Origin of the sequence: Nocardia sp. NPDC050408, from assembly GCF_044458905.1 — a bacterium.
In the GTDB taxonomy this organism is placed as follows: domain Bacteria; phylum Actinomycetota; class Actinomycetes; order Mycobacteriales; family Mycobacteriaceae; genus Nocardia.
This window is the reverse complement of record NZ_JBITIL010000010.1, coordinates 42887-56443: the sequence shown is the minus strand read 5'-3', so window position 1 is coordinate 56443 and position 13557 is coordinate 42887. Positions and strand designations below refer to the sequence as shown.

The window sequence follows — 13557 nt, the reverse complement described above, 5'->3', positions numbered from 1 at the left end:
ACCATCTCGCAACATTTCCGGTCGATTCTCCGCGCCGGACCACAACTTTCCGACACGCCGAGGCAATTACTCGTGCAAAATACTGTGCCGAACACTTTCGTTCGACTAATCTTCGCCGTGGCGATCCAGGCCAATACCAGCAAGCAAAGGAACATCATTGGGCACCAAAATCAACCAGGTGGGTCGCCACCGCCTGGGCAGGGCGGGGGGCATGCACTGCATCAAGCATCCCGCCGTCGCGGCAGCGCTCGCCGAGCACCGCCGCTCGTGGTTCACCGCTTTGATCAGCCCCGCTCGGCACAGCTTCGCGGCCATGCGAAAACGCTCCGCCGCCGCGACCGCGTACTGGGTGCCTGCGGCCGCCAGCTGACTCTGCCGCCCATCTGGTCATAAACCTCCGGTGACCCAGCCCAATCGGGACTGGGTCACTTCGTGCTGCCGTCATCACCTACATTCCGGCATCGAGGTCATGGTCACCAGGTTCGCGCCCGCACAGACCGATCTCATCGAAATCGAGACCGCCGATATGCAACGTGCCGAGGCCATCGGCCTACCCATGGCGACTGCGGTGCTCGCCCTCGGCGCGGTGGTCGCGGCCACGCTGCCCATTACCGTCACGGCGGCGGGCATCGCAGTCGCCGTCGGCGCGCTCTTCGGCCTGACCACCTTTCTGCCCTTCGATCCGCTGGTGCTCTCGGTTGCCACCATGATCGCTACCGGCACCGCGATCGACTACGCGATGTTCATCGTGAGCCGATTCAACGGGGAGCTGCCCCGGCGCGGCGTGCGCGATCGGCAATCCGCCGAGGCCATTGCCGCGGCTATCGGCAGCGCGATAGATACGACCGGCCGCATCATTCTGGCCTCGGGATTCATCGTGATGATCTCGCTGTGCGCGCTGGCAGCGGTCGGGCTGCCGATGCTGAATGGTGTCGCGGTCGGGGTGGTGGTCGCGGTCATCGCCACATTGATCGCGGGCCTCACGCTATTGTCCGCACTGCTGGCGACGCTGGGTCCGGCGGTGAATCTCGGCGCACTGCCGCACCTGCTCAGGCCCGCGGCAGTCCGGTCCGCGACGGCATCGAGCGTATGGGCACGGTGGAGGCATACCGTTATGGGACGGCCCGCGCTGTTCGGCGCGATCGGGGTCGGCTTACTGGCCTCGGCGACCCCGATCACCGGCATACGCTACGGCGTCGATATGGGCCTCACCGCACCGACGGATCGACCGACCGGCCGGGCGACCGAACTCATCGAGGACAGTTTCGGTCCCGGGCTGCTCGCACCGATCGAGGTGGTGGCAGCAGGTCCGGACAGCGGGCCCGCTTGGTGACGAAACCCGTTCCGAAGCTACTCGATTCATCGCCGAACTGACCCGCGACCGCGCATTGCCACGGTGCTGCCGCAGCAGGCGGATGGCCGGGTACTGGCAATCGTGGTACACAAGGTCACCTTCGATTCGACGACCGCCACCGACTTGGTCTCCGATATCCGTTCTCGTGCAGCGGCTCTCGACAATGTAGAAGTTCGCATCGGCGGTCAGCGACGTTCGCTGATGTGCCGCACCGGATTACCGCCTGCTTTCCCTGGGTGATCACGCTTGTTTGACCGTATCGCTGACATTCCCGATTGTGGCATTCCGCCGTATTGTGCTCGCGCTCATGGCAATTCTGCTCAACCTGCTGACTACCGGGGCCGCACTGGGCCGGACGGTCGCGGTATTCCAACACGATGTAAGCGAATCCGCGCTCGGCTTCCGCAGCACCGGATTCCTGGAGATGTATCTACTGATACTGGTATTCGCCGTATTGTTCTGTCTATCAATGGATTACGAGGTATTCCTGATCCGGCGGATGAAGGAATGCTGGGACGAGACCGGTGACAATGCCGCCGCGGTTCGGATGGACTGCAACGCACCGCCCGGCCGATCACCGCGGCGGCCGCCAGCATGGTCGCGGTTTTCGCGAGCTTCCTGACCGCAGGCGGGTCGACGGTATCGCCGCCACCGGCCGTGCGCAGCACATCCAGCACCCTTGGATCGGCCTCGTCGTAGAGGACGAGCATCTCCTTGGTGCCGAACTAAGACCGAACTCGGCGATACCCCGGCCGCCACCGCGACCCGCTCCACCGTCACATTGCGATACCCGTGCCCGTAGAACACGATCCAGCGCGACGCGCTGGATGCGGCTCATCATCTCGATCTTCCTGCGTTCCCAGGCGGTCCCGGTGAACTCGACGGCCGACTCGGACATCAGGGCGAGAATACCCGCAGCCTAACCTCGCACGATTCCGCTCGGACGGCGACGCGAACCAGATTGCTGGGTCGGCATCTGGTTGGGCGGCACCGGATACGGGACACCCGAAGTCGTGCTCCCCAGTGCCATATTCGGACCGCACTGGGCGATCGCGGCATCCATCTTCGGCTTCGGATCGCTCAGCACCGGCTTCGCCGTATCCGGGGTCGAACCGAAATCGAAGGCCGAGGTCATATCGCCGGTGACGCTGCGCCGCCACCGCGTCAGATTCGGCACCTCGACGCCGAAGCGGGTCTCGAGCAGTCGGAGCTGGGAGGTGTGATCGAAGGTCTCCGATGCGACCAGCCCGCCGCGGCTGTACGGCGAAATCACCAGGCCGGGAACGCGATACCCCAAACCGATCGGACCCGCGATACCTTTCGAAGCCTTCACCCGATCCAACGGCACTGTGACGAATTCGCCCGGCGTGCCCGCGGGCGCGGTCGGCGGGGTGACGTGGTCGAAGAAGCCGCCGTTCTCGTCGTAGCTGATGATCAGCGCGGTTTTCTCCCACACCTTCGGATTGGAGGTGAGGATATCGAGCAGTTGCACGATGCCATACGCGCCGAAGGCCGCAGGCAGCGCGGGATGTTCACAGTTGATCAACGACGGAATCACCCAGGACACAGCGGGCAACGTGTCGTTGGCGACATCGGCTTGAAAGTCGTTGGGGTACACCGGCGCAAGGCCGCGCCGGGCCAATTCGGAATTCGGATCAGTAGATTGGGTGAAACAGCCGAGCATGCCGTCCAGGATCACCGAGGACAGCGGGCCCGCATCGCGGTTGTTGTAGATCTTCCAGCTGACGCCCGCTTCGGAGAGGTTCTCCGGGTAGGTGCGCCAGCTGTAGACGTGCTGCGGGATCAATGTGGGTGTCTCCAGCAGCGGTCCACCCGCCACGCCATCCGGGTCGATGGTGGCGCTGATCCAGTACAGCCGGTTCGGATCCGTCGGGCCCAGGACCGAACAGTGGTAGTTGTCGCAGATGGTGAACGCATCGGCGAGTTCATGGTGGATCGGAATGTCCTCGCGCAGGTAGTAACCCATGGCCGCGGGCGCGTTGGCCGGGCCGACACTGGCAATGGACATCGGCATCCACTGATCGTTGGCGCCACCGTTCCAGGCCCGATGCATACCGCCCCAGCTGTGATCCGGATCGTTGATGCATTCACCGTCGAGTGTCGCGCCACGGGTGGTGTCGAGACGGAACGGGTTCACGAAGCCGTCCGGGGTCGGACCGATACCGGGCGTCCAACCGTACTGCTGCCAGGACTTGGATGCCTCACCGAAACCACGCACGCCGGCCATGGTGCCGAAATAGTGGTCGAAGGAACGGTTCTCCTGCATGAGCAGCACGAAATGCTCGATATCGCCGAGGCCGCCGGTCCCGGCCGGATCGGCGGCGTAGGCGCGTTCGATGATCGGATCGGCCCAGGACGCGAGTGCGCCCACCGCTCCGGCCGCGGCGGCCTTCGCCAGGAACTGTCTACGGTTGAGACCGCTGAACGGACTCGCTGCGCACATGCGTGGTGTTCTCTCTCGTCCGGGCTGATTCGTCGGGCTCGATCTTGCCAACGCGCTACCGACTCGCCTGCACCCTATCGCTAAGGCGTGCAGACATTCCGGTGAAATTGGTCAAATGTCCGACTGATCGCTATCGGCGGTTCACCGGTGCCGCGCAGTCCTTCTCGTCGACCTCGGCCGTACGCTCGCCCACCGGCCGTGCCGCAGACCATGTTTCGAGCACACCGGTCAGCGAGCAATCTGGTCTTGCCCGGATTGCTCCCCATGTCCGGGCACACTACCGATTGCCGCAACACGAAGGCCCCGGTCCAATCGGACCGGGGCCTTCGCTACTGCTCTACGAATCAGGCGTTGCCGGAGAGCTTCTCACGCAGGGCCGCGAGCTGGGCGTCGCTGGCGAGCGAACCGCCGGAGGACTCGGCCTGGCCGGAGGACGCCTGCGAACCGCTCTCAGAGGAGTAGTTGCCCGACGCGCCGCCACCGTTCGCGGCCTCGGCCGCGGCGTCGGCCGCCATCTTCTCCATCTGCGCGGTGTGCATCTTGTGGCGACGCTCCGCCTCGGCGTAGCGGCCTTCCCACTCTTCGCGCTGCTTGTCGAAGCCCTCGAGCCACTCGTTGGTGTCGGGATCGAAGCCCTCGGGGAAGATGTAGTTGCCCTGGTCGTCGTAGCTGTCGGCCATGCCGTACTTCGACGGGTCGAACTCGGCGTGGTAGTCCTCGTTCGCCTGCTTCAGCGACAGCGAGATCCGGCGACGCTCCAGGTCGATGTCGATGACCTTGACCATCGCGTCGTCGCCGACCGCGACAACCTGGTCCGGGACCTCCACGTGGCGCTCGGCCAGCTCGGAGATGTGCACCAGGCCCTCGATGCCCTCTTCGACGCGCACAAACGCACCGAACGGAACCAGCTTGGTGACCTTGCCCGGCACGATCTGACCGATCGCGTGGGTGCGGGCGAACTGACGCCACGGGTCTTCCTGGGTCGCCTTGAGCGACAGCGAAACCCGCTCGCGGTCCAGATCGACGTCGAGGACCTCGACGGTGACCTCGTTGCCGACCTCGACAACCTCGGACGGGTGGTCGATGTGCTTCCAGGACAGCTCGGAGACGTGCACCAGACCATCGACGCCGCCGAGATCGACGAACGCGCCGAAGTTGACGATCGAGGAGACCACACCCTTGCGGACCTGGCCCTTCTGCAGCTGGTGCAGGAACTCGCTGCGGACCTCGGACTGGGTCTGCTCGAGCCAGGCGCGGCGGGACAGGACCACATTGTTGCGGTTCTTGTCCAGCTCGATGATCTTGGCCTCGATCTCCTTGCCGACGTACGGCTGCAGGTCGCGGACCCGGCGCATCTCGACCAGGGAGGCCGGGAGGAAGCCGCGCAGACCGATGTCGAGGATCAGACCGCCCTTGACGACCTCGATGACGGTGCCCTTGACGGCCTCGTCCTTCTCCTTGAGCTCCTCGATGGTGCCCCACGCCCGCTCGTACTGCGCCCGCTTCTTCGACAGGATCAGGCGGCCTTCCTTGTCCTCCTTGGTGAGAACAAGAGCCTCGACCTCATCACCCACGGAAACGACCTCGTTGGGGTCGACATCGTGCTTGATGGAGAGTTCGCGAGAGGGGATGACGCCTTCGGTCTTGTAACCGATGTCGAGCAGGACCTCGTCGCGATCGACCTTGACGATGGTTCCTTCGACGATATCGCCGTCGTTGAAGTACTTGATCGTGGCGTCGATGGCGGCGAGGAAGTCCTCGGCGGAGCCGATGTCGTTGACGGCTACCTGCGGCGAGGTGACGGTGGTGGGCATATGTCGGTTTGCTCCGGACGGATTGTGGTCGGTTGCGGACATTGGAACTTTCGGTACGCTGCGATCTCACCGCGATGACGCGACGTGACGGACATAATGAACGTACCGCACGCGAACGCTTGTGAAACTCAGCACGGGTGTTGGCGTTACTTCTGTACAGTTGCCCCCGCAGATTGTTACTGCAATGACACCGGTACGGCAGTACCCATAGACACTCGCGCGTTCAGCGTACGCGACCTTGGTCCGGCCGGGCAAACCGGTCCCGACGCCACGCCGAGATAGTCTGACGGCGTGTCGGAAGATCGCCATACGCAGGCAAACGCACTGCTCGGGACCACCGCGACCGCGCGGACCAGAATCGGTTCGGCCGCCAGCCAGCAGGCCAGTCGGCGCTGGTGGGACGCCGATGCCGACCAGTATCACGAAACCCACGCCGACTTTCTCGGCGTCGACTCCCCCGAGGGCGAGTTCATCTGGTGCCCAGAGGGCTTGCACGAGGGCGATATGCATTTCCTCGGCGAGCTCGCGGGTAAGCGGATCCTGGAGATCGGATGCGGATCCGCACCGTGTTCGCGCTGGTTGGCCGGACAGGGCGCGCAGCCGGTAGGACTCGATCTGTCCATGGGAATGCTCACGCGCGGACTCGCGGCAATGGCGGGCGGCGGGCCGAAGGTGCCGTTGGTGCAGGCGGGGGCGGAGGCACTGCCGTTCGCCGACGAATCCTTCGATCTGGCGTGTTCGTCCTTCGGCGCGGTCCCGTTCGTCGCAGACTCCGAACAGGTGATGCGCGAGGTTGCGCGGGTGTTGCGGCCGGGCGGTCGCTGGGTGTTCTCGGTGAACCATCCGATGCGCTGGATATTTCCGGACGACCCCGGACCCGCCGGCCTGACCGCCTCGATCCCCTACTTCGACCGCACGCCGTATGTAGAAGTCGACAGTGCGGGCACGCCGACCTACGTCGAACATCACCGCACCATCGGCGATCGGGTGCGTGAGATCGTCGCCGCCGGGCTGCTGCTCGACGACATCATCGAACCGGACTGGCCGGAGTGGCTGGAGCGGGAGTGGGGTCAGTGGAGCCCGCTGCGGGGTGAGTTGTTCCCCGGCACCGCCATCTTCGTCACCCACAAACCGGCCGACACCTAGTTCTCAGAACGCCGGCAGCGCCGCGAAGTTGGGATCGAGACGGGCGGCGGGGCAGGTATACGCCGCCCAGCGGCGGGCACGCGAGAGCGGATGGTCGGGGAAGCGCTCGTCCCAGCGCAGGTCATCGGCCGCGTTATAGGGCAGCGCGCCGTGCAGATCGGGTGCGTACGGATGGGGCGGGTACATATTGTCGAAGCCGATTTCCAGTGCGAGTACCGCCTCACGGATTCCGGTGGTGCCGGTCTCCGGGCAGAGGATCTGCAGCACCGCACTGCAAGTCGCCTTCGGCACGGTGAGCGAGGCGGCAATGACCACACCGGTCGGCTGATCCGGCAGCCGCATCTTCTGCAGCCGCAGCAGCGCGGGTTGCGAATCGATTCCGACGACGAAAGCCTCGATGAGACAACCGCTTTCGGCATGGATCTCGGCGAGCCTGCGCCGCAATGTTGTCAGGTCCGTCAGTGGCGCGGGCAGATCGGGCACCAGATCGAAGTAACTCAACTGCACGATGTCGCCAGTGGCAGGATCGCGCCACGCATTGCTGTCGAGCTGCTGTAATCCGCTGGTGTCGAACGAGATTGGCACCGGGTCACGCTACCTTGCCGCGCAGTCAGGACTGCTCGGCGAATCTCGCAGCCGCCGTTCGCCGCCGATGAACTCGCGGCGCTCTCGAGCCTGGCGGTGACCCCTGACCACCGGTTTGCGAACCGCATTCCGGCGCACGTTCGTAGCGCCCGGCGAACGTCTGCCGCGATCGGGCCCGCGGTGCTGATTCTGAGTTCGGACCCGCAGATGCAGTTGCAGACCGAGGCGGCCGCTGCGGCCGAATCCACACGATGAACCGATGCCGCCGACCGCTGGCACTGAATCAGGTACCGGCCGAACGGAATTCATCGAGTAGTGCGGCTCGTGCATCGCCGATGTGCGAGCCCAGGTCGCCGCCGATATGCAGCCAGATCTCGTAGCCCGCAAAGAAACAGGCCATGCTGACCTTGGCCCAGAGCAGCGGCCGCACATCGGTGCCCGCCGCTACACCCAAGCGGTGCGCAAGATGTTCGGCGACAAGGGATTCCACCGCATTGCGCTTGGCCAGCTCGCGGGCCTGCAAGGCCGGGTTGGCCGCGATCAGCGCATCGCGGGCGCGGGCGTCGGCGAGACGGTCGGCGAAGCGGTCGACCAGCGGGCCGATGACCGCGACCATGGTTTCCTCCGGGGATTCGTCGGACGGGCGCTCGGCCAGCAGACCGGCCAGTTCCGCCCGATGCTCGTCGTCCTCGGCAAACAGCAATTCATCCTTACTGGCGTAGTAGCGGTGCAGGGTGCGCGTCCCGACCTCGGCCTCGGCGGCGATATCCGCCACGGTCACGGCGTCGTATCCGCGCTCGACGAATAACCGCAGCGCGGCATCGGCGATCGCCCGCCTCGTCCGCTCCTTCTTTCGATCCCGCAACGACATCCGAGTATTGTCGCACAGCGCGCCATATGGCAGACTCTGCCATATGACAACAAGTGACAGAACTGTTGTGATCACCGGCGGCACCAGCGGCCTCGGCCGCGAATGCGCCAGGGCACTCGCCGCCGATCCCCGATGGACGGTCGTCGTGACCGGGCGTGACGCCGACCGGGCCCAGGCGCAGGCCGCCGCCATCGGCGCGCAGGCGGCAACGCTGGACCTCGCCGCACTGGCCTCCGTCGCCCATTTCGCCGACGAGTTCCGCAGGCGCGGACTACCTCCGCTGCGCGCACTGGTGTGCAACGCCGGACTGCAGTTCACCCGCCGCAGCTACACCGAGGACGGCGTAGAGGCCACCTTCGGCGTCAACCATCTCGGACACCTCGCACTGGTCCAAGCGCTGCTCGACGACCTGATCGCACCCGCGCGCATCGTCTTCGTCACCTCGGGCACACATAATCCGGATCAGTTCACCGGCATGCCCGATCCGCTGGATACCGATGTCCGCCAACTCGCCTACCCGCCCGAGTCGACAGAATCCGCACAGCGCGACGGCCGTCGCCGTTACAGCACATCGAAGTTGGCTAATCTGCAGACCACTTACGAATTGGCACGCCAGTTCCAGCCGCGCGGCATCACGGTGAATGCCTTCGATCCGGGACTGATGCCAGGCACCGGACTCGCCAGGGATGCCGGGGCGGCAGCCAAACTGTTGTGGCGCACAGTCGCTCGGGGTCTGGTGTTATTGCCCGGTGTGAATACACCGCGCCGATCGGGCGAGGATCTCGCGTGGCTTGTCACCGATCCATCGCTCGACAAGATGACCGGCCAGCACTTCGTTGGCCGTACCGCGAAACCTTCATCGAAGGCGTCCTACGACCGGGACGCGCAACACGCGCTGTACACCGACAGTCTCGAACTCCTCGGCGAACTCGCGCGCTGACACATCGTCGGAGACGAATGCCGGCGATGCCGAACACCCGTGGGCGTTCGGCATCGTTGCGGCAGAGCGTATTCCGGCTACTCCTCGGCCGGTTTCGCTTTCGGGCCGCGCCCTGCCTGTTTCAACGCAAGGCGCAGTGCGTACTCGATCTGGGCATTGATACTGCGCAGGTCGTCGGCGGCCCACTGGGCAATGGCCTCGTGTATCGCCGGGTCCAGGCGTAGCAGGATCTTCTTGCGCTCGGCCATGGGCGACTCAGGAGTAGAGCGAGCCGGTATTGACGACGGGTTGGGTGGCGCGGTCACCGCAGAGGACGACCAGCAGGTTGGAGACCATGGCGGCCTTGCGTTCCTCGTCGAGTTCGACGACGCCCTGTTCGGCGAGCCTGTCCAGCGCGAGCCGGACCATGCCGACCGCGCCCTCGACGATCCGGGTGCGCGCGGCGACCACCTGGGCCGCCTGCTGCCGCACGAGCATGGCCTGCGCGATCTCCGGCGCGTAGGCAAGGTGGGTGATCCTGGCCTCGATGACCTCGATGCCCGCCAGATCGGTGCGGTCACGCAGTTCGACGGTCAGTTCCTCGGCCACCTCGACCCCGTCGCGCAGGCTGGTGGCGTTCTGGTCGTGCGCGTCATAGGGGTGGGTCGTGGCCAGGTGCCGCACGGCCGCCTCGGACTGGGTCGCCACGTACTCTTCGTAGTCGTCGACCGAGAATGCGGCCTTGAAGCTGTCGACTACCCGGTAGACCACGACGGCGGCGATCTCCACCGGATTGCCGTCGGCATCGTTGACCTTGAGCTTCTGGGTCTCGAAGTTGCGCACCTTCAGCGAAATGCTGCGGCGGTCGGTGAGCGGCACCACGGAGTAGAAGCCGGGCTCGCTCAGTGAGCCGATGTAGCGGCCGAAGAACTGAACGACCTTGGCCTCATTGGGATTCACCACGGTAAGCCCGGTGGCCAACAGCAGGAGCGCGACCACCACCACGGTCGCGATGATCGCGCCGACCAGTGCGGGCACATTGTCGTTGTGCGCGGCCACGGCGTATCCGACGATGGCGCCGCCACCGATCAGGAGCGTAAGGACAAACCACGACACCAACACGAGAAAGCCGTTGACGTGGAACGCCGACCGAAGCTTCATGACATCCTCCGAGTATCAAAGTGATATCACTAAGATAGCACCAGACCCGCCCCGGGCAACAGATGCTCGGGGCGGTCGCGGCGGTCAGTTCGCGGGTGTGATGTTGCGGTTGAAGCGGAACATATTGTGCGGGTCGTACTTTGCCTTCAATGCGGCCAGCCGGGCGTAGGTTTCCGGTGCGTAGCCACCTCGGGTCTGCGCCTCGTCGGCGGCGGCACCCGCGCCGTAGAGGAAGTTCAAGCTGTGACCGACGGTCCACGGCGCGAGCGCCGCGCGGATCACCGCATGATCCTCGGGCGCGGCGTCACCCGCATCGGGTCCAGGCATGGTGATGATGCGAACGATGTAGTCGGCATCCCGGTTGTCCACGCTGATCCCCGCGGGGCCACGCCTACTCAGCGCACCGCCGAGGTGCCGGATATCGACTACCGCCTGGATCGGCGATTCGGGTCCGGTGGCCTCGAGCAAGACCGACAAGGTTTCTCCGGTGAGCTCATCGAGCAGTGCATTGGTAGCGGCGTAGGCATGCGGGTGGTCGGGATCGCTGTGGATGGTGTGCGATTCGGTGTACGGCATGACCCGCAGGTCATCCTTCAGACGATCCCCGACGGCCCGCAACGGCTCGACCAAACGCTCGCCCTCGTCTACGGATCCGTTGTAGGCGATCCGGATCGACGCGACATAGCGCCCGCGCAGCGGTTCCGGAACCTGCGGAATGGGCGGGAAGGTCATGACGGTGACCGTCGAGGTCAGCTCGTCGGGCAGCGTTGCGGTCCAGTCCTTCCAAGCTTCCAGGGCCTGCTCGACCAGCGGGGTGTCGAAGACCAACTGACCGCCGTAGACGGTGGCGACCGGAACCAGCTCCAGTTCCAGCGCGGTCACCACGCCGAAATTGCCGCCGCTGCCGAGCACCGCGCCGAAGAGTTCGTCGCCGGGGGTCAGCGTGCGGACCCGACCGTCCGCCGTGACGATTTCGACGACGCGCACATGTTCGGCGGCGTAGCCGAATTGCCGTGCCAGCAGGCCCAATCCGCCGCCGAGGCTGTAGCCGACGACCCCGACCGACGGCGAGGATCCGTTCAATGGTGCCAGCCCGTACGGTGCGGCGGCTTCGACCAGCGCGCCCGCCCGCACTCCGGCGCCGACGCGGGCCGTACGCGTCGGCGGGTCGATCCGGATATCGGTCATCCGACGGGTGCTGATCAGCACACCGCCGTCGGCCGCGGCCGAAAGTCCGTGCCCGGTGGCCTGGACCGCGACCGGAAGTCCGTGGCGCGCGGCGTATTCCACCGCACTGCGCACATCCTCGACGTGTACCGCGCCGACGACCAGTGCGGGGCGGTGGCGGTACGCGGCCTGGAAACCGGCGACTTCTTCGTCGTATCCGGTGTCGCCGGGGCGGAAGACCGGGCCGGTGAAGGTGTCGATGATCTCTGCGGTGTTTCCCATGCCTTAAACGATGCCGCGTGCTGAGTCAGAAGTACAACAGATAGTTCTGCTTGTCCTTATAATCAGTAGTTATGGAACTGCGCCAACTCCGCTACTTCGTGACCGTGGTCGAGGAGGCCAACTTCACCCGCGCTGCGGCTCGGTTGCATTTGGCCCAACCCGGACTCAGCGCGCAGATCCGCCAGCTCGAACGTGAACTGGGACAACAACTTCTCGATCGCGGCGGGCGCTCGGTGACCTTGACCGAAGTGGGCGCGGCGGTGCTACCGCATGTCAGGACCGCGCTGGCGGCAACCGAGCAGATCACCGCGACAGTGGACGAATTCACTGGACTGCTGCGCGGACACGTCCGGCTCGGATGCATATCCGGCGCGGGCGACGAGGAATTCGATATCTCCTCGGTGCTGGCGGATTTTCACGACGACCACCCGCAGGTCGGCATCAGCCTGACCGAGGACACCTCCGAACGGATGCTCGCGGCGGTGCGCAGCGGTGAGCTGGATATCGCCCTGGTCGGGTTGACCGGCGCCGAGATCGGTGCCGAGATCGGTATCGATATTGTGCTCGATACGCCGGTGGTTGCGGCGGTCGCGCCGGACGGTAAGAAGGGTGCCGCGATCACGCTCGACCAGTTGCGCGAGCAACCGCTGATCTGTCTGCCGCGCGGCACCGGTATCCGCGGCGTCTTCGATCGAGCCTGTGCCGCAGCGGGATTCGAACCCGATATCGCATTCGAGGCCGCCGCTCCCCCGCTGTTGCTCCGGCTCGCCGCCCGCGGCCTCGGCATCGCGGTGGTGCCCGCGCTGACGGCCGAGGAGGCCGCCGCATTCGGCGTGCGGGTGCTGTCGATCACCGAACCGGAGCTGCGCGGACAACTCGCGTTGGCGTGGCGGCGCGATCGTCCGGGCAGTCCGGCGGCGAAAGTCCTACTCGGACAACTCCGTATCGGCCTGGGCCGACGCTGAATTCACAGCAGTCGCGACAGGAATGCCTTGGTGCGTTCCTGTTTCGGGTCGGCCAGCATCTCGCGTGGATTACCCGCCTCCACGACCACGCCGCCGTCCATGAACACCAGTTGGTCGGCAACCTCACGGGCGAAACCCATTTCGTGGGTGACAACCACCATCGTCATTCCGTCGGCGGCGAGTTCGCGCATGACCCCGAGCACCTCGCCGACCAATTCCGGATCCAGTGCCGAGGTCGGCTCGTCGAAGAGCATCAGCTTGGGATCCATGGCCAGTGCGCGGGCAATGGCGACGCGCTGTTGCTGACCGCCGGAGAGCTGGGCCGGATAGGCATTCGCCTTGTCCCCCATGCCGACTCGGTCAAGCAACTCGTGTGCACGCGCCGTCGCGTCCGTCTTGCGCAGGCCCTTCACCTGGATGGGCGCCTCGACAATGTTCTCCATCGCCGTACGATGCGGGAACAGGTTGAAATGCTGGAACACCATGCCGATATCGCGGCGCTGCTTGGCCGCATCACGCGGGTGCAATTCGTAGAGTTTGCCGCCCTTTTCGCGATAGCCGATGAGGTCGCCGTCGACATAGAGCCGACCGGCATTCACCTGCTCGAGGTGGTTGATACAGCGCAGAAAGGTCGATTTACCCGAACCCGACGGCCCGATCAGGCACAGCACATCGCCACGCCCGACCTCGAGCGAAATGCCCTTGAGCACCTGCAGCGCACCGAAGTTCTTGCACACCCGATCCGCGAAAATCATCGGCTGTGTGTCAGTCGGCTCCACTTTGTCTGTCGTCCCGCTCATGCCTGCGAAAGCGGCCGTGTCCATTGTTC

Annotated in this window: 14 protein-coding genes; 6 read left to right on the top strand and 8 right to left on the bottom strand. The window is 65.2% G+C overall.

Going from position 1 to position 13557, the window contains the following annotated elements:
* Nucleotides 1–157: 157 nt before the first annotated feature.
* The 3 genes from ACIBJI_RS26400 to ACIBJI_RS26390 all read left to right on the top strand — a co-directional run bounded on the left by ACIBJI_RS26400 (nucleotide 158) and on the right by ACIBJI_RS26390 (nucleotide 1976).
* Nucleotides 158–370, top strand: a complete 213-nt coding sequence (locus tag ACIBJI_RS26400; RefSeq protein ID WP_364352530.1) for a hypothetical protein — start codon at nucleotides 158–160, stop codon at nucleotides 368–370.
* Nucleotides 371–400: 30 nt separating this feature from the next.
* Complete coding sequence (locus tag ACIBJI_RS26395; protein WP_397086303.1) at nucleotides 401–1333, top strand: MMPL family transporter; 933 nt, start codon at nucleotides 401–403, stop codon at nucleotides 1331–1333.
* A gap of 298 nt (nucleotides 1334–1631) precedes the next feature.
* The gene (locus ACIBJI_RS26390; protein WP_397086301.1) at nucleotides 1632–1976 is read left to right on the top strand and encodes an MMPL family transporter; all 345 of its coding nucleotides are present in this window, start codon (nucleotides 1632–1634) and stop codon (nucleotides 1974–1976) included.
* 297 nt (nucleotides 1977–2273) lie between these two features.
* Here the strand turns inward: ACIBJI_RS26390 and ACIBJI_RS26385 are convergent, their stop codons facing one another.
* Nucleotides 2274–3818: a phospholipase C gene (locus ACIBJI_RS26385; RefSeq protein ID WP_396959778.1), complete on the bottom strand. Its 1545-nt coding sequence runs from the start codon at nucleotides 3816–3818 to the stop codon at nucleotides 2274–2276.
* A gap of 344 nt (nucleotides 3819–4162) precedes the next feature.
* Nucleotides 4163–5632, bottom strand: coding sequence for a 30S ribosomal protein S1 (gene rpsA / locus ACIBJI_RS26380; protein ID WP_327097191.1), 1470 nt, complete (start codon nucleotides 5630–5632; stop codon nucleotides 4163–4165).
* A gap of 291 nt (nucleotides 5633–5923) precedes the next feature.
* On the opposite strand from rpsA, the gene ACIBJI_RS26375 reads away from it, so the two are divergent.
* Complete coding sequence (locus tag ACIBJI_RS26375; protein ID WP_396959780.1) at nucleotides 5924–6778, top strand: methyltransferase domain-containing protein; 855 nt, start codon at nucleotides 5924–5926, stop codon at nucleotides 6776–6778.
* Nucleotides 6779–6781: 3 nt separating this feature from the next.
* Here ACIBJI_RS26375 and ACIBJI_RS26370 read toward each other — a convergent pair whose 3' ends face one another.
* Both ACIBJI_RS26370 and ACIBJI_RS26365 read right to left on the bottom strand, forming a co-directional pair.
* On the bottom strand, nucleotides 6782–7363 hold the full coding sequence (locus tag ACIBJI_RS26370) for a hypothetical protein (protein ID WP_364359714.1): 582 nt from the start codon (nucleotides 7361–7363) through the stop codon (nucleotides 6782–6784).
* A gap of 283 nt (nucleotides 7364–7646) precedes the next feature.
* On the bottom strand, nucleotides 7647–8234 hold the full coding sequence (locus ACIBJI_RS26365) for a TetR family transcriptional regulator (RefSeq protein ID WP_364359720.1): 588 nt from the start codon (nucleotides 8232–8234) through the stop codon (nucleotides 7647–7649).
* 43 nt (nucleotides 8235–8277) lie between these two features.
* Here ACIBJI_RS26365 and ACIBJI_RS26360 point away from each other — a divergent pair, with 43 nt between their 5' ends.
* Complete coding sequence (locus ACIBJI_RS26360) at nucleotides 8278–9174, top strand: SDR family NAD(P)-dependent oxidoreductase (RefSeq protein WP_364359723.1); 897 nt, start codon at nucleotides 8278–8280, stop codon at nucleotides 9172–9174.
* 77 nt (nucleotides 9175–9251) lie between these two features.
* Here ACIBJI_RS26360 and ACIBJI_RS26355 read toward each other — a convergent pair whose 3' ends face one another.
* From ACIBJI_RS26355 to ACIBJI_RS26345, 3 genes are all read right to left on the bottom strand, one after another.
* Nucleotides 9252–9422, bottom strand: coding sequence for a toxin-antitoxin system HicB family antitoxin (locus tag ACIBJI_RS26355; RefSeq protein WP_157187107.1), 171 nt, complete (start codon nucleotides 9420–9422; stop codon nucleotides 9252–9254).
* A 7-nt stretch (nucleotides 9423–9429) separates the two neighbouring features.
* On the bottom strand, nucleotides 9430–10314 hold the full coding sequence (locus ACIBJI_RS26350; RefSeq protein ID WP_397086299.1) for an SPFH domain-containing protein: 885 nt from the start codon (nucleotides 10312–10314) through the stop codon (nucleotides 9430–9432).
* Between the two features lie 84 nt (nucleotides 10315–10398).
* Entirely contained in the window at nucleotides 10399–11763 is a 1365-nt protein-coding gene (locus ACIBJI_RS26345) for an FAD-binding oxidoreductase (protein ID WP_397086297.1), read from the bottom strand.
* Between the two features lie 71 nt (nucleotides 11764–11834).
* Between ACIBJI_RS26345 and ACIBJI_RS26340 the strand changes: the two genes are divergently transcribed.
* Complete coding sequence (locus ACIBJI_RS26340) at nucleotides 11835–12728, top strand: LysR family transcriptional regulator (RefSeq protein ID WP_396959788.1); 894 nt, start codon at nucleotides 11835–11837, stop codon at nucleotides 12726–12728.
* A 2-nt stretch (nucleotides 12729–12730) separates the two neighbouring features.
* Here the strand turns inward: ACIBJI_RS26340 and ACIBJI_RS26335 are convergent, their stop codons facing one another.
* Nucleotides 12731–13483 (bottom strand): amino acid ABC transporter ATP-binding protein, encoded by a 753-nt coding sequence (locus ACIBJI_RS26335; RefSeq protein WP_364359736.1) that lies wholly within the window; start codon nucleotides 13481–13483, stop codon nucleotides 12731–12733.
* Between the last annotated feature and the right edge of the window lie 74 nt (nucleotides 13484–13557).

Bases quoted from the DNA above. Each gene is read 5' to 3' on its own strand.
- ACIBJI_RS26385 (WP_396959778.1), bottom strand. From the start codon at position 3,818: ATGTGCGCAGCGAGTCCGTTCAGCGGTCTCAACCGTAGACAGTTCCTG.
- rpsA (WP_327097191.1), bottom strand. From the start codon at position 5,632: ATGCCCACCACCGTCACCTCGCCGCAGGTAGCCGTCAACGACATCGGC.
- ACIBJI_RS26365 (WP_364359720.1), bottom strand. From the start codon at position 8,234: ATGTCGTTGCGGGATCGAAAGAAGGAGCGGACGAGGCGGGCGATCGCC.
- ACIBJI_RS26360 (WP_364359723.1), top strand. From the start codon at position 8,278: ATGACAACAAGTGACAGAACTGTTGTGATCACCGGCGGCACCAGCGGC.
- ACIBJI_RS26355 (WP_157187107.1), bottom strand. From the start codon at position 9,422: ATGGCCGAGCGCAAGAAGATCCTGCTACGCCTGGACCCGGCGATACAC.
- ACIBJI_RS26350 (WP_397086299.1), bottom strand. From the start codon at position 10,314: ATGAAGCTTCGGTCGGCGTTCCACGTCAACGGCTTTCTCGTGTTGGTG.
- ACIBJI_RS26345 (WP_397086297.1), bottom strand. From the start codon at position 11,763: ATGGGAAACACCGCAGAGATCATCGACACCTTCACCGGCCCGGTCTTC.
- ACIBJI_RS26340 (WP_396959788.1), top strand. From the start codon at position 11,835: ATGGAACTGCGCCAACTCCGCTACTTCGTGACCGTGGTCGAGGAGGCC.
- ACIBJI_RS26335 (WP_364359736.1), bottom strand. From the start codon at position 13,483: ATGATTTTCGCGGATCGGGTGTGCAAGAACTTCGGTGCGCTGCAGGTG.